This is a genomic window from Vibrio sp. 2033 (assembly GCF_033339735.1).
The window spans coordinates 57,221-75,906 of sequence record NZ_JAWOVC010000005.1; the positions used below are offsets into that span (position 1 = coordinate 57,221).

At 45.6% G+C, this 18,686-nt stretch carries 15 protein-coding genes; 12 read left to right on the forward strand and 3 right to left on the reverse strand.

Features of this window, described 5'->3' with window-relative positions:
- Positions 1-5: 5 nt before the first annotated feature.
- Positions 6-470, forward strand: coding sequence for a phosphohistidine phosphatase SixA (gene sixA / locus R7P74_RS09165; RefSeq protein WP_005380537.1), 465 nt, complete (start codon positions 6-8; stop codon positions 468-470).
- A 96-nt stretch (positions 471-566) separates the two neighbouring features.
- On the opposite strand, the gene smrB is transcribed toward sixA, so the two are convergent.
- On the reverse strand, positions 567-1,097 hold the full coding sequence (gene smrB / locus R7P74_RS09170) for an endonuclease SmrB (protein ID WP_005380539.1): 531 nt from the start codon (positions 1,095-1,097) through the stop codon (positions 567-569).
- A gap of 62 nt (positions 1,098-1,159) precedes the next feature.
- Between smrB and prmB the strand changes: the two genes are divergently transcribed.
- The gene (gene prmB, locus R7P74_RS09175) at positions 1,160-2,092 is read left to right on the forward strand and encodes a 50S ribosomal protein L3 N(5)-glutamine methyltransferase (protein ID WP_005380541.1); all 933 of its coding nucleotides are present in this window, start codon (positions 1,160-1,162) and stop codon (positions 2,090-2,092) included.
- A 180-nt stretch (positions 2,093-2,272) separates the two neighbouring features.
- A complete protein-coding gene (gene aroC / locus R7P74_RS09180; RefSeq protein ID WP_033907375.1) occupies positions 2,273-3,358 on the forward strand; it encodes a chorismate synthase in 1,086 nt (361 codons plus the stop codon).
- 223 nt (positions 3,359-3,581) lie between these two features.
- Here aroC and R7P74_RS09185 read toward each other — a convergent pair whose 3' ends face one another.
- A complete protein-coding gene (locus R7P74_RS09185) occupies positions 3,582-4,205 on the reverse strand; it encodes a trimeric intracellular cation channel family protein (RefSeq protein ID WP_005380544.1) in 624 nt (207 codons plus the stop codon).
- Between the two features lie 332 nt (positions 4,206-4,537).
- On the opposite strand from R7P74_RS09185, the gene R7P74_RS09190 reads away from it, so the two are divergent.
- From R7P74_RS09190 to R7P74_RS09200, 3 genes are all read left to right on the forward strand, one after another.
- The gene (locus R7P74_RS09190) at positions 4,538-5,068 is read left to right on the forward strand and encodes an elongation factor P hydroxylase (RefSeq protein ID WP_005380546.1); all 531 of its coding nucleotides are present in this window, start codon (positions 4,538-4,540) and stop codon (positions 5,066-5,068) included.
- A gap of 25 nt (positions 5,069-5,093) precedes the next feature.
- Positions 5,094-5,357 (forward strand): YfcL family protein, encoded by a 264-nt coding sequence (locus R7P74_RS09195; protein ID WP_005380548.1) that lies wholly within the window; start codon positions 5,094-5,096, stop codon positions 5,355-5,357.
- 146 nt (positions 5,358-5,503) lie between these two features.
- Entirely contained in the window at positions 5,504-6,028 is a 525-nt protein-coding gene (locus R7P74_RS09200) for an NADPH-dependent FMN reductase (RefSeq protein ID WP_053349557.1), read from the forward strand.
- A gap of 76 nt (positions 6,029-6,104) precedes the next feature.
- Here the strand turns inward: R7P74_RS09200 and mnmC are convergent, their stop codons facing one another.
- Positions 6,105-8,123 (reverse strand): bifunctional tRNA (5-methylaminomethyl-2-thiouridine)(34)-methyltransferase MnmD/FAD-dependent 5-carboxymethylaminomethyl-2-thiouridine(34) oxidoreductase MnmC, encoded by a 2,019-nt coding sequence (gene mnmC, locus R7P74_RS09205; RefSeq protein WP_262662841.1) that lies wholly within the window; start codon positions 8,121-8,123, stop codon positions 6,105-6,107.
- Between the two features lie 128 nt (positions 8,124-8,251).
- Between mnmC and fabB the strand changes: the two genes are divergently transcribed.
- From fabB to accD, 6 genes are all read left to right on the forward strand, one after another.
- A complete protein-coding gene (gene fabB / locus R7P74_RS09210) occupies positions 8,252-9,463 on the forward strand; it encodes a beta-ketoacyl-ACP synthase I (RefSeq protein ID WP_005389435.1) in 1,212 nt (403 codons plus the stop codon).
- 340 nt (positions 9,464-9,803) lie between these two features.
- Positions 9,804-10,937, forward strand: a complete 1,134-nt coding sequence (locus tag R7P74_RS09215) for a 4-phosphoerythronate dehydrogenase (RefSeq protein ID WP_262634230.1) — start codon at positions 9,804-9,806, stop codon at positions 10,935-10,937.
- Entirely contained in the window at positions 10,934-11,947 is a 1,014-nt protein-coding gene (locus tag R7P74_RS09220; protein ID WP_005380562.1) for an aspartate-semialdehyde dehydrogenase, read from the forward strand. Before R7P74_RS09215 ends, R7P74_RS09220 begins: the two co-directional genes overlap by 4 nt.
- Before the next feature lie 197 nt (positions 11,948-12,144).
- Complete coding sequence (locus R7P74_RS09225; RefSeq protein WP_262634231.1) at positions 12,145-16,584, forward strand: FimV/HubP family polar landmark protein; 4,440 nt, start codon at positions 12,145-12,147, stop codon at positions 16,582-16,584.
- Positions 16,585-16,726: 142 nt separating this feature from the next.
- On the forward strand, positions 16,727-17,521 hold the full coding sequence (gene truA, locus R7P74_RS09230) for a tRNA pseudouridine(38-40) synthase TruA (protein WP_005380566.1): 795 nt from the start codon (positions 16,727-16,729) through the stop codon (positions 17,519-17,521).
- Positions 17,522-17,718: 197 nt separating this feature from the next.
- Positions 17,719-18,645, forward strand: coding sequence for an acetyl-CoA carboxylase, carboxyltransferase subunit beta (gene accD, locus R7P74_RS09235; protein ID WP_005380583.1), 927 nt, complete (start codon positions 17,719-17,721; stop codon positions 18,643-18,645).
- The last annotated feature ends 41 nt before the right edge of the window (positions 18,646-18,686 follow it).

The following is an 18,686-nucleotide window of genomic DNA, read 5'->3' on the forward strand; positions in this document are numbered from 1 at the left end:
ATAACATGAAAATATTCATCATGCGTCACGGTGAAGCCGAGCATTTTGCAGATTCAGACGCAGCACGACAATTGACCCCAAGAGGCAGAGTCGAATCAGAAGCGGTTGCGAGAGCCTGTAAAGAACAGGGTTTTGCGCAATTCGATAAAGTGTTGGTGAGTCCGTACATTAGAGCTCAACAAACTTGGCAAGAGATCAGTGCGTATTTCTCTGCAAAAAGCATTGAAACTTGTGAAGATATTACACCTTATGGCCAGTCCGAGCATGTCTTCGATTTCGCAAGTGCGTTAATCGAAGTCGAACAATTGGACTCGCTTTTGTTCGTATCGCATTTGCCTTTGGTCGGTTATCTGACTTCAGAGTTTGTAAAAGACATGACACCTCCGATGTTTCCTACATCAGGCCTAGTGTGCATTGAATATGATTTACAAACACAAAATGGTGAAGTGCTATGGCATATTACGCCATAAGTGTCTAAACCAAAATAAGCGTTTGCAAATTAGAGACAGAATAAGAAAGGCAGGAGATCCCTGCCTTTTCGTTTCATCGTGTCTACGGTAAGCCTGTTACTTTTCAGGAATTGAAAGCAACACTAACAACGCACCATCACCACCAAATTCTAGTGGCGCTTGGTGAAAAGCCATAACGTCAGGATGCTGTGCTAACCAAAGTGGGGCTTTCTGTTTCAGGATGTGTTTCCCAATACCATGTTGCACACACGCACAATGAATCTCGTTTTTGATGCAATAGGCTATCATCGCACCAAGCTCGCGTTTTGCTTCTTGCTGTGTCATGCCGTGCATATCGAGGAACACGTCCGGTACATACACGCCACGACGTAGACGTTTGACTTCATAAGTGGAGACGTCGTCACGTGCATAACGAGTTGGACCTTCATCGTTTAATAGAGGGACAAACTCATCTGAAAAGTAAAATTCAGAGTCACTCGCTTCACGGTTGGAGCGCTTGATTTCTTTTTGCTTAGTATTTTTTTTTGGTTGCTGGATTATGGTATCCTGTCGCAACTTTTTTACGCCCTGTACTGCTTCCTGAAACAAGGCGAAATCGTCATCGTTCTCGGTGTCTTTTTTGCTCATTAGGTAAACAATTTCATTAATAAACTTTATTGGCAGTATTGTAGCGCTTTTCGGAGGCAATTTTGGATAAGATTTTTGTAGAAGAAGCGGTATCGGAACTGCATACCCTTCAAGATATGATTCGTTGGACGGTAAGCCGCTTTAATGCAGCGAACCTGTTTTACGGTCATGGTACTGATAATGCGTGGGATGAAGCTGTTCAGCTTATCCTGCCAACCTTATACTTGCCGATTGATGTGCCTCCGCACGTATTGAACTCTCGCCTAACGACAAGCGAGCGTCTGCGTATTGTTGAGCGCGTAGTAAAACGCATCAACGAGCGTACGCCAACAGCATACCTAACAAACAAAGCATGGTTCTGCGGTCTTGAGTTCTTCGTTGATGAGCGTGTACTTGTGCCACGCTCTCCTATCGGCGAATTGATTCAAGCGGAATTCCAACCTTGGTTGGTGGAAGAACCTACGCGCATCATGGACCTATGTACGGGTTCTGGTTGTATTGCGATTGCTTGTGCGCACGCTTTCCCTGAAGCAGAAGTGGATGCGATCGACATCTCTACAGATGCTCTACAAGTGGCTGAGCAAAACGTACAAGATCACGGTATGGAGCAGCAAGTGTTCCCAATTCGCTCTGATTTGTTCCGTGATCTTCCAAAAGAGAAATACAATCTAATCGTGTCCAACCCACCATATGTGGATGAAGAAGACATGAACAGCCTGCCAGATGAGTTCACGCATGAGCCTGAGCTTGGTTTAGCCGCGGGTACGGATGGTCTAAAACTAGTGCGTCGTATTCTTGCTAACGCGCCAGATTATCTAACAGATAACGGCATTCTTATTTGTGAAGTCGGAAACTCAATGATTCATATGATGGAACAGTATCCAGAGATTCCATTTACTTGGATTGAGTTCGAGAACGGCGGTCATGGCGTATTTATGCTAACGCGTGACCAGCTGGTTGAGTGTGCAGAAGAGTTTAAACTGTACAAAGACTAATAGAGTCTTGCACTAAACATCAAAACACCGAGCTTTATGCTCGGTGTTTTTTTTATGCATACCTCGCCGATATTAACTCTTTACATCAAAACGTAATAAAGCCACTATGAATCCACGAAGAATTGGAAAGCAGCTATGCTCTGTTTTGAGAGAGCGTGGCGATAAAAACTTGAGGAAGTAATGGCAGGAAACAGTATCGGACAACATTTCCGAGTGACGACATTCGGGGAAAGTCACGGTATCGCACTGGGATGTATCGTAGACGGATGTCCTCCGGGGTTGGAAATTACAGAAGCAGATCTACAAATCGATCTCGACCGCCGTCGTCCAGGCACATCACGTTACACCACACAACGTCGTGAACCGGATGAAGTTAAAATTCTTTCTGGCGTTTTTGAAGGCAAAACCACGGGCACATCGATCGGTTTGCTAATTGAAAACACCGATCAGCGCTCAAAAGACTACTCTGACATCAAAGATAAGTTCAGACCGGGTCATGCTGATTACACTTACCACCAAAAATACGGCATCCGCGACTATCGCGGTGGCGGCCGTTCTTCAGCTCGTGAAACCGCAATGCGTGTGGCGGCTGGTGCAATCGCGAAGAAATACTTAAAAGATGAGTTTGGTGTTGAGATTCGTGCTTACTTGTCACAAATGGGTGATGTATCTATCGACAAGGTAGATTGGAGCGAAATCGAGAACAATGCATTCTTCTGCCCTGATGCTGACAAAGTAGAAGCATTTGACCAACTTATCCGTGACCTGAAAAAAGAAGGCGACTCTATTGGCGCAAAAATCCAGGTTGTGGCAACTAACGTGCCTGTTGGTCTTGGGGAACCCGTATTTGACCGTTTGGATGCAGACATCGCGCACGCACTAATGAGCATCAACGCGGTGAAAGGCGTGGAAATCGGAGACGGTTTCGAGGTGGTAAACCAAAAAGGCAGTCAGCACCGTGATACGCTTGCTCCTGAAGGTTTTGGTAGTAATCATGCGGGTGGCATTCTTGGTGGTATCTCGACTGGTCAAGACATTGTCGCAAACATTGCGCTTAAGCCAACATCAAGTATCACTGTGCCGGGTGAGACCATCACAAAAGAAGGTGAACCAACTCAGTTGATCACCAAAGGTCGTCATGACCCATGTGTGGGTATTCGTGCTGTGCCTATCGCAGAAGCGATGCTGGCTATTGTGGTGATGGATCATTTACTACGCCACCGTGGTCAAAACCATGGCGTAACAACTGAAACACCGAAGATTTAAGAGCTTTGTGTCATTCCAGCGAGCTATAGCGAGACTAGGAATCTAATTTCAGCGCGATGAAAAGAGAAAGAAACATCTCTGACAACAGAGTGCTCGGATAATAGATCCTGAATCATGCTCCTTCGTCGCTGTTCAGGATGACTGAATATAAAATTATGCCACTCACTGAATCGCGGGTGGCACAATTTTATCAGGCAACCTTTTTTGTTTAAGTAGTTTTTGCTTAATGAATCGAGCCTTCGGTTTCCAAATGAAAAGAAGGCAGACGCCACTTAAAGCGTACCGCAGCCATACGCAACATGTAACCAGTAACCAGTGTAATAATAGTGGCAGTGACATCGGGAACATTGAATTCTAATAGCGCTAAGTACATTCCTGATGCGATAAGAGCGACAGAAGCGTAAAGCTCTTCATGCAGTACCAATGGTGTTTGGCGACAGATCAAGTCGCGAAGTAGCCCACCGAATACACCAGTTACTAACGCTGAAACCATACAAATACCAGGGTGCAAGCCCATGCCCATCGCAATTTTTGTTCCGATGATACTAAACACGATTAAACCTAATGCATCGAGGCGAATGAACAGGCCTTTTAGCTTAATCACCCATTTCGCTAAACCTGTTGTTAGCACACCTGCAACACACGTAATTGCAAGGAACTCTGGGTTTTTTACCCAACCAAGAGGGTAGTGGCCTAATAGAATGTCACGTACGGTGCCACCACCAATGGCCGTTGCGCTGGCCACCAACATAACACCAAACCAGTCCATCTTTCTTCTACCAGCACTTAACGCACCTGTCATGGCTTCAGCCGTGATACCAATGATATACAACACACTTAGCAACATAGGGAAACACTCAACGTAAAAAGTCACTACGTTCTACGAGAATCAGCGTAGGCGAAGTAACAACACTTACAAACGGTTCTATCTCTCTTAAAAAGTGATTAAAACCAGCAACATGCTTGTAATCAAACGGCTTAAAAATAGCGGTTTGAACGGCATCAAAATAAGGCGAGAGTGTAGTGGTAAATAAGTACGCTGACGAATGAGAAATTGTATGGAGAAAGCGACCTTCAGATAAATTCAACTAATAACCAAAAATGTGGGGGTGCCTTTACCTCATAGCTAAAAACAGCGACAATATGCAGCGCATGTCAAACTGAAGTACAAACTCGACGATGACCCACGAATACCAAGACTTAATCACCATTTTTAATGACACCTTTTTAGAACAATTTAATACGAAATTAGAGTTAGGTGGTGATGAGCCTATTTATCTTCCTGCTGATGATGAACACCCTCATCATCGGATTATTTTTGCTCGGGGTTTTTACGCCTCTGCTTTACACGAGATCTCGCATTGGTGTGTGGCTGGTCCAGAGCGTCGTTTGCTGGAAGATTTTGGTTATTGGTATGAACCTGATGGGCGAACAGCAGAAGTTCAAGCGGAGTTTGAGAAAGTTGAAGTGCGACCTCAAGCTTATGAATGGATTCTGGCACAAAGCGCTGGCTTCCCTTTTACGGTGAGTTGTGACAATCTACACGGCGATTTTGAACCAGATAGGCTCGGCTTTATGAAAAAAGTGCATAAAGAAGTGCTAGGTATTTTGGACGTTGGCTTGCCTTTGCGAGTGAAAATGCTTTCTGATGCCCTGCGCGCATTTTATCAAACTAAGCCATTGGAAGCGTCGGACTTTTGCGTTAAATAACCACTAATAACCTCAGAGATACACCATGATTATTGAATTTGAAGAAAAACTACTGGAACTGATTGATGCTCGAATTGAAACAGCATCTGACGATGAATTGTTTGCTGGTGGTTATTTACGTGGTCACATCTCTTTATCCGCGGCGTCTTGTGAAGAAGAAGGGATTAGCGATATTACTGAGCTGAAGTCACGCATTGAGAGCAGCTTAGAAGATGCGCGTACCGAGTTAAGCCCGGCCGATCGCGTGATTGTCAGTGATTTGTGGCAAGAGCTCCAGGCTCAGGCTTAGTCCCTAAGCAGCGTTCTCCCTTTATTTAATCCTAGTCATTTACTACTTCGAAAAATTCGAACCTCTCCATAAAATTTTTGTGGTTGTAGCGAAACTGTTCAACTTTTATTCTGATCAGCATAAAACGTGAACAAAGGATTACAACCATGAAAATTGTCGCATTTGGTGCATCTACCAGCTCTACCTCAATCAACAAACTACTTGCTACATACGCAGCAAACCAAGTCGAAGGCGCTCAAGTGAATGTTCTAGACTTAAACGATTATCAAGCGCCAATGTTTAGCGAGGACAAAGAGAAAGAAATAGGTCAAGCTGAAGGGGCTGTCGCGTTTTTACGTGACTTGGCGGAGGCTGACGCTATCGTTGTTTCCTTCGCAGAGCATAACGGTTCGTACCCAGCGGCCTATAAAAACTTGTTCGATTGGGCGACGCGCATTGAGCGTAATGTATTTCAAAACAAACCTGTCGTTTATTTAGCAACTTCCCCAGGTCCCGGTGGTGCACAAAGTGTTCTTGCGGCGGCGACAGGTTCTGCTCAATTTTTTGGCGCGGATGTAAAGGCATCGTTATCTGTGCCGAGCTTCTACGAAAATTTTGACGTGGAATCGGGTAAGGTTGTAAACCCAGAAGTGGCAGAGCAAGTGAAACAGGCAGTTGCACTGCTGAAGTAATCTCAGTACGAGCGACTTAATGAGTTAGCGATTCCCGACACGTATCTGTGTCGGGAATTAAAACGAGAGAATACTCTTACAGCTCGGTAATGGCTTTGCCTTTTCTTAGTTTACGAACCCACATTCGACTTGGGTGAAGTTCGGTCAATATATCAACAGGTAATGGCAGCGGGTCCCCACAGATCTGGGAGGCCAACACTTCAGCTAATAATGGTGCAGAGCTCAGTCCACGAGATCCTAAACCTAAGAAGCAGAATAGGTTAGGGTACTGATGAATGGTTTCTACCTCTTCTTCTTTTTGATTTTGTAAGTTGGCGTATTGCGTTTTGATCGTCTCAAAGTCACCCACATTTCCGACAAATGGTAAGTGATCTCGGCTAACACAACGAATACCTTGGCGAGATTGATTACCAGTGATATCTACCTCTTTTGCCCATGTTTGATTCGGTACACATTTCACTAGCTTTTCCGCATTATCTTTTTGGGCGTTTTCATCAAATTCGTAGTCAAGGTGACTGCGGTCGTAGCTTGCACCGATACACAAGTGTTGATTACTTGGGTTAACAGGAGTCATGTAACCGTCGTAACACAACACCGTTTTCAGCTGACTCAGCGTTTCGGTTGCTGGCGCATGACTGACTTGTCCTTTCACCTGCCCCATTGGGAGGGAAGCGGTTTGACTCAATGTCTGGAACTCATGGCCGTTCGCAATCACAACCGTTGAGTGCTCAAATGTTTGACCACTCGCCGTTAGTAGCCAGAGCAGACGCTTTTCATCCCAATCTAATGCCTCAACATGGTGTTCAAACTTTGTTGAGAGTAACGACGTCTGCTCCAATTGTTTAATTAACCCACGAGTTAACTCGGCAGGGCACAGCCACCCTCCCATTGGGTAGTGCACAGATGCCATATCAATAGGTAACCCGATAGTGTTCGCAGTCTCCTCGGCGGACAGCTTGTGAATGAGCTCTGGTGTGAAGTTACCCGCAAGTATTTTCTCCAGTTTGTCTGTGGATTTGTCATCCCACATCAACTGAGTTACGCCACACCAGTCATGATCAAAATCGATCTCTTGTGCTGCTTGTTCAACAAACTGACGTGCGAACAAAAATGCAGGAGCAAACACTCGTGAAACACCCGTGTGCGGGCCATTAAGCAGTGGATAAACGGCTCCTTGTCGATTGCCTGAAGCTCCTTTGGCTGGTTGTTTGTCTTTACAGTAAAGGGTGACGTTTTGGCCACGACGAACTAACGTTTTCGCTAACGCCGCGCTAGCTATACCACCACCAATGATGGCAATCGAATCAAGATTGCTAGATGCTGAGCGATTGAACCAAGGGAGATGGTTCGACTGCTTTTCACGTTGCTCCATAGAGCCGGCGATCATTTCTCGCTTAGTGCCGAAACCTTTCACCTTTTTCATTGTAAAGCCAGCTTCGTTCAAACCACGACGTACAAAGCCTGCTGCGGTAAACGTGGCAACTGTACAATCTTGCTTGGCTAGCTTTGCCATGTTGTTGAACAGGCCTTGGTTCCACATCTCAGGGTTTTTGCTTGGCGCGAATCCATCTAAGAACCAAGCATCAATCAAACCTTGTTCGTTGTATGGGACTTGCGGCATGCAGTCTTTAATGTCACCAAACCAAAGGTCGAGTGTGATTGCGCCGTCTTCTAAAACAATGCGATGACACTCCGGCACAGCAGCAGGGTAGTGCTTTTGTAACTTTTCCGCGTATTCAGCTAGCTCAGGCCAAGCTTCATGCGCCTTCTTTAAATCGGCTTTGCTTAATGGGTATTTTTCAAAGCTAATAAAATGCAGCTCTTTCAATGTTGCGTCCGGATGCTGACGACGAAACTCACTAAACCACTGGCATACTGCTAAGAAGTTTAATCCCGTGCCAAATCCTGTTTCACCAATGACAAAACGTCTTTGGTCAAATTCCTGCCATCTTTCTGGGAGATGATTTTGTTTTAAGAAAACGTAGCGTGTCTCTTCAAGACCGTTTACGTTAGAGAAGTAAACATCATCAAATTGGTCTGAAACCGGAGTACCAGCTTCGTTCCAACCAAGTTCTGCGTTTTTTATTGAAGTCATAATGGTGCAAATTTGTGATTTGGCGCGGTAAGAATGGGGCGATTGTACGAATTTATGGGAAAGCTGACCACTTTTGTTGACTATCTTAGTTATCATCTAGCGGATTTTTGAATTATAGGAATGTCATAATGAAACGAGTCGTAATCACCGGTATGGGTATTGTTTCAAGTATCGGTAACAACGTCGAAGAAGTTCTAGCGTCTCTTAAAGCGGGCAAATCTGGCATCACTGCATCTGAGCAGTTCAAAGAACACGGTCTTCGTTCGCAAGTATGGGGTGACCTAAAAATCAACCCGGCGGAACACATCGACCGTAAGCAGATGCGCTTTATGGGTGATGCGGCTGCTTATGCATACCTATCAATGGAGCAAGCAATCGCAGACGCTGGTCTTACAGAAGAGCAGGTTTCAAACGATCGTACCGGTATCGTTGCAGGTTCTGGCGGTGCTTCTGCATACAACCAAACGGTAGCGACAGACACGATGCGCGCAAAAGGCGTAAAGCGAGTTGGTCCTTACATGGTTCCTCGTACTATGTCTTCTACTGTTTCTGCTTGTCTTGCTACGCCATTTAAGATTCGTGGCGTGAACTACTCAATGAGCTCTGCATGTGCAACATCTGCACACTGTATCGGCCATGCTATGGAGCTTATTCAACTAGGCAAACAAGATATTGTTTTTGCTGGTGGCGGCGAAGAGCTAGATTGGTCTCAAACTATGATGTTTGATGCGATGGGCGCACTGTCAACCAAATACAATGACACGCCAGACAAAGCATCTCGTACATACGATGCAGACCGTGACGGTTTTGTTATCTCGGGCGGCGGCGGCATGCTGGTTATTGAAGAACTAGAGCACGCACTGGCACGTGGTGCGAAAATCTACGGTGAAATCGTAGGTTACGGTGCGACATCAGATGGCTACGACATGGTAGCGCCATCAGGTGAAGGCGCAATTCGTTGTATGAAGATGGCGATGCAAAACGTTGATGGTGTGGATTACATCAACACGCACGGTACATCGACACCAGTTGGTGACGTGAAAGAGCTTGGTGCTATCCAACAATTGTTTGGTGAGAACAGCCCTGCAATCTCTGCAACAAAAGCAATGACTGGCCACGCACTCGGCGCAGCGGGCGTGCACGAAGCAATTTACTCAACACTTATGCTAGACAAAAACTTCATTGCTCCAAGCATCAATATTTCAAACTTGGACGAAGCAGCACAAGGTCTGGACATAGTGACAGAAGCACGTGATGCAGAGTTAACGACCGTAATGTCAAACAGCTTTGGCTTTGGCGGCACAAACGCAACTTTGGTTATTAAAAAGTACCAAGGTTAACTGAATTTGTTGGCGCCTTGCGAGAGTACTGTAAACGCCAACAATCCAGTTTCCAGAGCTTGATCAGTCACACTGATCGAACAGACGCAGACTCTATCCCATGGAGAGCGGGATAGGATCCTTTTGTTCTGGAACTTTGCCCGGCTATTTAGCCGGGCTTTTTCTTTTCTCTGTTTCTGCTTTTCTCTAGGCTTCCCGGCAATCGATTCTATAGGAGTTACCTCCTTGAGGTTTATTGGTGTTATATCTTGAGATTTTTCGGGAAAAGGGCACAATCGCTTTAGTTTCGCATCTTGCGAATAAACGAACTCTTACAAATGGATGTTAGAACGCTGGCGCTATGAAAATTATTGTTGATGAAAATATGCCGTATGCTGAAGAGCTATTCAGCCAACTCGGTAACGTAATTCTAAAACCAGGTCGTACACTGACCGCCGATGATTTAGTGGATGTTGATGCCCTAATGATTCGCTCTGTCACCAAAGTGAATGCTGACCTGATCAGCAAAGCAAACAAGCTGAAGTTTGTTGGTACGGCCACGGCAGGCATGGATCATGTTGACCAAGCACTCTTAAAAGAGAAAGGCATTTTCTTCACTGCTGCGCCAGGGTGTAACAAAGTGGGTGTAGCGGAATACGCGTTCAGCGTGATGATGGTACTCGCTCAGCAACAAGGTTTCTCGGTATTTGACAAGACGGTAGGTATTATTGGTGCAGGCCAAGTAGGTAGCTACCTAGAGAAATGTTTGAAAGGCATGGGTATTAAAGTTCTCATCAATGACCCATTCAAACAAGAGGCTGGTGATCCTCGTAGCTTTACTCCGTTGACAGAACTGATTGAAAGCTCAGACATCATTACACTACATACGCCAATCACCAAAGATGGCCCATACCCAACGCATCATTTGATTGATGAGAAGGTGTTAAATGGTCTCCGCAGCGATCAAATTTTGATTAACGCGGCTCGAGGTCCCATCGTTGACAACGCTGCTTTGAAGCAACGTCTTTTGAAAAACGATGGCTTTATAGCGGCACTTGACGTATTTGAATTTGAACCAGAGGTTGATATGGAGCTTCTGCCTCTGCTAGCATTCGCAACCCCTCACGTTGCAGGCTATGGTCTGGAAGGGAAAGCTCGCGGTACGACGATGATTTTCAACAGCTATTGTGAGTTCTTAAATAACGAATTACGTGCGCATGCCAGCGATTTACTGCCAACCGCGCCTGTTCCTACTATGGTATTGGACAGAGCTTGGGACGAAGCAACACTGCATAACATCACGCAGTTAATCTATGATGTGCGTAGAGATGACGCTCTTTTCCGCCGTGAAATCAGTAAGCCAGGCGCTTTTGACCTGATGCGTAAAAACTACTGGGATCGCCGTGAATACAGCGCTGTCACGCTAGTGGGTAACAAAACATGTAACCTTGCTCCATTAGCAGAACTAGGTTTTCAGATTGAGGTAAGTCAATGAGCCAGCAATATAATGTTGCCATTTTAGGTGCGACCGGTGCGGTCGGTGAAACAATTTTGGATGTGCTTCAAGAGCGCAAATTCCCAGTAGGCGAAATCTTCCTACTCGCGAGTGAGCGCAGCGAAGGCAAGACTTACCGCTTCAATGGTAAAACGGTACGCGTTCAAAACGTAGAAGAGTTCGATTGGTCTCAAGCGCATATCGCACTGTTTTCTGCTGGTGGTGAGCTATCAGCCAAGTGGGCTCCAATTGCCGCTGATGAAGGCGTGATTGTTATCGACAATACATCACACTTCCGTTACGAGTACGACATTCCTCTTGTCGTGCCTGAAGTAAACCCAGAAGCGATTGCAGAGTTTCGTAACCGTAACATCATTGCGAACCCGAACTGTTCAACCATCCAAATGCTGGTGGCACTAAAACCAATTCACGACGCGGTGGGCATTGAGCGTATTAACGTATCAACTTACCAATCGGTGTCTGGTGCAGGCAAAGCGGGTATCGATGAGCTAGCAGGTCAAACGGCGAAGCTGCTAAACGGTCTGCCTGCAGACAAGAAGCAATTCTCTCAACAGATCGCGTTTAACTGTATTCCACAAATCGATCAAATGATGGAAAACGGCTACACCAAAGAAGAAATGAAAATGGTGTGGGAAACACAGAAGATCTTTAACGATCCATCAATCACAGTCAATCCAACGTGTGTACGTGTTCCTGTATTCTACGGTCACGCAGAAGCACTTCACATTGAGACTCGTTCACCTATCGATGCACAAGAAGTCGTTAACTTGCTTGAACAAACTGACGGTATCGAAGTGTTCCACGGTGAAGACTTCCCTACACAAGTTCGCGATGCGGGCGGTAAAGACCATGTAATGGTTGGCCGTATCCGTAACGATATCAGCCATCATAGCGGCGTAAACCTGTGGGTTGTTGCTGATAACGTGCGTAAAGGCGCGGCAACTAACGCGGTGCAAATCGCAGAAGTTCTGATCCGCGATTACTACTAAGTCGCTTACAGTTCATTTCAAAGCCTCGCACAGTGCGAGGCTTTTTTGTACGAACGAAACAAAATAGTGTGAGATTAGTACGAATATGGCGAGAGCCACACATTTTTTATTCTCAACGCTATAGTTTTGCATGCGATATCCGATATATTTAACCGATCACCATTTCAAATTGTATTTAGCACAAAACTGAGCCTTCTATGCGTCAAAATTATAAGCGTTTGTTAGCAGCCCTTGTGTTGATGAGCGCGACTCAGACATCATCAGTGGTTCAAGCCGAAGGAATTCGTCTTGTTGGACCGTCTGGTGAAGTGCAATCATCTCCGAGCTATGCTGAAGATATTGAGCGAGCATTACCTGCTCCTCCTGCGAATACTCAACCGTCACGTTTCTTTGGTCCGACTGGTGAAAATCAAACACTATGGTCGATCGCTTCAGAATTACGACCTTCACGCGGTGTTACCGTTCAACAAACGCTTCTTGCCATTTACCGAATTAACCCTCAAGCGTTTGAGAACCAAAACATTCATGAATTGATCCCAGGTAGTCGGCTACGAGTACCTTCTCTAGAGCAAGTGCAAAGCGCGACCACAGCGCAAGCTGTTGCGATTATGAAGGCGCATGAAGCTAAGTTAAAACAGCCGAAGCCGACAAATAGAGCGACGCCAGCACAACGAGTCACCGAGCAACCAAAGCCACAAATTAAAGTAGAACCCAAGCCTGCGGCTAAGCCAGAGACAGTGGCAGCAACGGAGCCAAAACCAACTCCGAAAACAATACCCGTCATCCCTGCGCCACCAGTAACTACCTCTCCGCAGGGTGAAAAGCAGGTCAGTGCGCTAAAGGACAAACTTCAAGGCTCACAAAGTGAATTAGACTCATTAGAAGAGAAGAACCATCGTCTTCGATTGATGCTGTCAGAAGTGCAAAGCGAAGTCGAAACTTTGAAAAGCGAGCTGAATGACGAAGAACGCATTCGCTCAGAAGTCGAGAAGCTGCTTGCTGAAGAACGCCAGCGCCTTGCTGAACAACAACGCATGCAACCAAGCACCATGGACAAAATTTTGTCGAATGGTTGGCTTGTTGGTCTTGCGGCATTAATTCCTGGTGCTTTGATTGCGTTGCTAGTTGTTATGCTTCTTGGTCGACGCTCTAAAGCGAAAGAGGAAGATGCGGCTGCACAGGAACAGCAAAACGTTGATCCTCTTGCAGCGCCAATCGGTTTAGCGGCGGCGGATGAGCTTGATGAAGAGCTCACGCTTGATGATGAATTGTTTGCAGATGAAGATATCAACACACAGTCTTTACAAGAAGAGAAGTCAGATTTAGAAGAAGACGTCTTTGCTAACCTCGACGATGAAGAACTTGATTTCAATCTGGAAGGGGACGATGACCCATTTGCAGATATTGGCGATGACGGCGACCTAGATGTTGGTCTGGATGAGTTTGAATCATCGAACAATGGTATCCAAGTCAACGGCGAAGAAAAAGCGCTTGGTTTAGAAGAAATGGAGCGAGCCTTAGATGAGGTTGCTCCAGAACTAGAAGTGCTCGATGACGATGAGTCTGGCTTCGATCTTTCGGATGATACGAATGAGAAATCAGACTCGCTTTCAGACGACGCATTTGCCGAGTTACTTGCAGCCGATGAGCCGTCAGAAGAGTTACCAAGTGACACTGTCGACCAGGATATGCTTGATGACTTGTTTGCTGAACTTGGCAACGATGACTTCGATTTAGATACTGATGAGCCTGAGTTAAAACAGCCTGTGTCGGATGATGACTTTAGTGTAGGAGAGGCATCTGACGACGATATCGATAAGCTATTGGCCCAGTATGAACAACCGGCTAGCGAATCGGAAGTTCGAGAAGCTGACGCCAATGAAGGTCCTGTTCTAGATGAAAACAGTACAGAGCTACTCGATGAACTCATTGATTTTGATGAAGATGACACAGACGAGTTTGATCCACTAAACGAGCTAGAAGCAATCTCTGGTTTTGAAGGTGATGACTCGATCGAAGAGTTAGACGCAGATAGCACAGACTTACTGGATGAACTCATTGATGATGTTACCTCTGAACTTGATGAAGAGACGGAAGCTGATTTAGATCCGTTTGATGATCTGATTCGAGAGGACGAGAGCCCAGAGCAGAATAAATCGGAAGAGGAAGAGTTACTGAAATCACTTGGTTTTGGTGAGCCAGACGCCGACGAAAAGCCATCTTCCGTAGTTGAGTCAGAACAAACTCATGAAGATCAGGACATTGAGTCTGGATTGGACATCGACGCTTTATTAAGTGAAAGCCAACCAGACACGCAACAAGCTGCAAAAGAGCAACCATTAACCGAGCCAGAGGCTGCTTCAGAGCCATTTAGCAGCGATGAATTTCTTGGTGATTTAGAGGACCTCTCACCAGAGAATGATCCTTTAATGAGCGAGCTAGACGACCTATTTGAGTCAGACAGTGAAGAACTTCTGCCAACAGAACAAGAAAAAGCGGATTTTTCTGCTGAACTTGACGCTCTATTTGATAGTGAAGACGATTTACCGCAGCAAGTTGAAAAAACACAAACGGAGATAGAGGAAGCTTCATCACTACAACAAGAGGCTACCGATACTGATTCAACACAAGAACCATCCGTGGAGTCCGATGCTGAGGTACAGCCTCACGTTGAGCAAGAGGAAGACATTCCAGCCTTCACACCGACACCAAATACAATAGAAAATGAATTCGGTGTTCCACAAGAAGAAGATTGGCTACTGGATGAACCTGAATTGGAGCCGGAAACTGAGTCGACCAACGATTCAGAAGAAGAATTCAATTTTGATGAGCTAGATCTTCCAGAATTCAGCGAAGAAGATGCTCTAGCATCTATGGCTGGCGAACCTGCGTTAGAAACGTCCGAGTCCGTTGAACCAGAACAAATTGAAGCCGACTTGCCAGCTGAGTCCGAAGAAGAGTTCAATTTTGACGAGCTGGATCTTCCTGAGTTTAGTGAAGAAGACGCATTGGCGTCTATGTCGGATGAGCCGGAGTTAGAAACGTCCGAGTCTGTTAAACCAGAGCAAGTCGAAGCTGACTTACCAGCTGAGTCCGAAGAAGAGTTCAATTTTGATGAGCTGGATCTTCCAGAATTCAGTGAAGAAGACGCATTGGCGTCTATGACGGATGAGCCGGAGTTAGAAACGTCCGAGTCCGTTGAGCCAGAACAGGTTGAAGCCGATTTGCCAACTGAGTCCGAAGAAGAGTTCAATTTTGATGAGCTCGATTTGCCAGAGTTCAGTGAAGAAGATGCACTGGCGTCTATGGCTGGCGAGCCTACGTTAGAAACGTCCGAGTCCGTTGAACCAGAACAAGTTGAAGCCGACTTGCCAACTGAATCAGAAGATGAATTCAATTTTGATGAGCTAGATCTTCCTGAGTTTAGTGAAGAAGACGCATTGGCGTCTATGGCGGATGAGCCGGAGTTAGAAACGTCCGAGTCCGTTGAGCCAGAACAGGTTGAAGCAGACTTGCCAGCTGAATCAGAAGATGAATTCAATTTTGATGAGCTGGATCTTCCTGAGTTTAGTGAAGAAGACGCATTGGCGTCTATGGCTGGCGAACCTGCGTTAGAAACGTCCGAGTCCGTTGAGCCAGAACAGGTTGAAGCCGACTTGCCAGCTGAGTCCGAAGAAGAGTTCAATTTTGATGAGCTCGATTTGCCAGAGTTCAGCGAAGAAGATGCCTTGGCGTCGATGGAAGAAGAGCCAGAATTACCGAGCTCTGAGACTGCAGATATAGAACCAATCTCCGGTGAGGATGAAGAGTTAAGTTTTGACGACCAAGATCTTCCAGAGTTCAATGAGGAAGATGTTCTCGCATCAATGAACGAGGGTGCGCCAGAGAACCCTAAGGTTGAAGCAGAGACATCGAGACCAGCTATTCAAGCCGATAACGATCATGATGCTTTGTTTGAAGTATTTGCGCAGCAAAACGGCTTTGATACTGACCCAGAAGTGCAGCCAACAGCGACAGAGGGTGAGCCGCTCAGTAATTTGGATGATGAATCATCAATGGCTAACCTTCTTGCGGAAGACGCAAACTCAGAAGTATTTGAAGGTAAACTAGACAGTGACACCATCGCAAGTGCAGGTATGGATTTTGAAACCATGCTTGATGTTGGAGATGATTGGGATGGCTTTAAACCCGCTGCTGATAACGTAAGTTCTACTGAAGAAGTGCCTGAGGACCAGCGTGATGTTTGGAATTCGAGTGATGCACTAAGTCAGCCAGAGATCGCGCAAGAAAACTGGGCAGAGCAAAGCGACTTGGATGACTTCGACCCGAAGAAAAATCAATTTATGACGATTGATGAATTGATGGCTCAGGTCGACAGAGAAGGTGGTGAGTTCGAAGAAGAAGACCTTAAGCTCGATGTCGGATTGAACGAGTTTCCAGATGTTATCGGCGAGATCGGCGATATTGACGTAGATAACAATGCTGAAGCGGCTGGGAAACTGGATTTGGCTAAAATCTATCTCGAGATGAACGATTCTCAAGGGGCGATTAAACTACTAGAAGAGGCGATTGTTTACGGTGAGGATGATATTCGCCGCGAAGCAAAAAGCCTGATTGACGCCATTAATGGCCGATAAACCGAAACAAAAGGGTAGCGTTTGCTACCCTTTTTGTGTCCCGTTAGTAGGATGCTACCTTTATGTCACCCTTGGTGAAACTGGCAACTTGAGGTGACTTGAGTATATACTTCCCGCCCCATTTTAGAGTTCGAAGGTTAAGATGAGAATCGCATTAGGTATCGAGTACAACGGTACAAACTACTTTGGTTGGCAGCGCCAAAGAGAAGTGAAAAGTGTCCAAGAAGAGCTAGAGAAAGCATTGTCCGTCGTCGCTAATCACCCAGTTGAAGTTCAGTGTGCTGGTCGGACAGACGCAGGCGTGCATGGCACGGGACAAGTTGTGCACTTTGATACCAACGTTACTCGAAAAATGGTAGCTTGGACCATGGGCGCAAACGCGAACATGCCAAGCGATATAGCGGTTCGTTGGGCTAAGGAAGTTTCAGATGATTTCCATGCAAGATTCTCAGCGACAGCGCGCCGTTATCGTTACATTATTTTCAATCATGCTTTACGTCCAGGCATCTTAAACTCGGGGGTTAGTCACTATCATGGTGAGCTCGACGAGAAAAAAATGCATGAAGCAGGGCAGTTCCTACTTGGCGAAAATGATTTTACGTCGTTTCGCGCGGCGCATTGTCAGTCTCGCAGCCCATTTCGAAACTTGATGCATCTGAACGTTACGCGCCATGGGAACTATGTGGTTATTGATATTAAAGCTAATGCGTTCGTGCATCATATGGTTCGTAATATCACGGGTAGCTTGATAAAAGTTGGACGTGGCGAAGAGAGTCCTGAATGGATCAAGTGGTTATTAGAAGCCAAAGATCGCAAACTAGCGGGTGCGACAGCGAAAGCGGAAGGTCTGTACCTGGTAGATGTAGACTACCCAGAAGAGTTTGGGTTACCTGAAGTGCCGATCGGTCCACTGTTTTTACCAGATAATTTGAACTAATTTTACAAACTTATTTCAAAATATCGGTAGTGTTTACATTGAATGTGAACGGAAAACATACGCTATTTACGATATCAAAAATAGGTACAACCAGTTTTTTATCTACAGTAGCTGCAAGATATGGTTTAATCCGTCGGTATTATGTCGAATTTATATCTTTCGCAATGAAGCGGAAGAGTTGAGAGAAAAGGTCTTCCATGAGTTGGCTTGAAAAGATTTTAGAGAAAAGCAATCTAGTAAGTTCACGCAAAGCTTCTATCCCAGAAGGTGTGTGGACTAAATGTACCTCTTGTGAACAGGTTTTATACCATGCTGAACTAGAGCGTAACTTAGAAGTTTGTCCAAAGTGTAACCATCACATGCGTATGAAAGCGCGTCGTCGTTTGGAAACATTTTTAGATGAAGGTAATCGAGTTGAATTAGGTTCTGAACTTGAGCCACAGGATAAACTGAAATTTAAAGATTCTAAGCGATACAAAGAGCGTATCTCTGCTGCACAAAAAAATAGCGGTGAGAAAGATGCGCTAGTTGTGATGCAGGGTGAATTGCTTGGTCTGCCGCTTGTGGCGTGTGCGTTTGAATTCTCCTTTATGGGTGGTTCAATGGGTTCAGTCGTTGGTGCTCGCTTTGTGAAAGCCGTAGATGCAGCCATTGAAAATAACTGTGCGCTTGTTTGTTTCTCAGCAAGTGGTGGTGCTCGTATGCAAGAGGCTTTAATGTCTCTTATGCAAATGGCAAAAACCAGTGCTGCGCTTGAGCGTTTATCAGAAAAAGGTCTGCCGTTTATTTCTGTTCTAACTGACCCTACAATGGGTGGTGTATCAGCAAGTTTGGCTATGTTGGGTGATATCAACATCGGTGAACCTAAGGCCCTCATTGGCTTTGCTGGTCGTCGTGTAATCGAGCAAACTGTACGTGAAGATCTTCCTGAAGGTTTCCAGCGTAGTGAGTTCCTGCTTGATCACGGTGCTATTGATATGATCGTTGACCGTCGTGAAATGCGTCAGCGTGTGGGTGGTCTTATCGCTAAGATGACTAACCACAAGTCTCCTTTGGTGGTTTCGGTTAACGAATCTCCAAATGAAGAGCCATATTCTGTACCAGAAGCGGACGAAAAAGGGTAAAGTATCAACTAACATAAAAACCAAAGAATTTAATGGTTAAA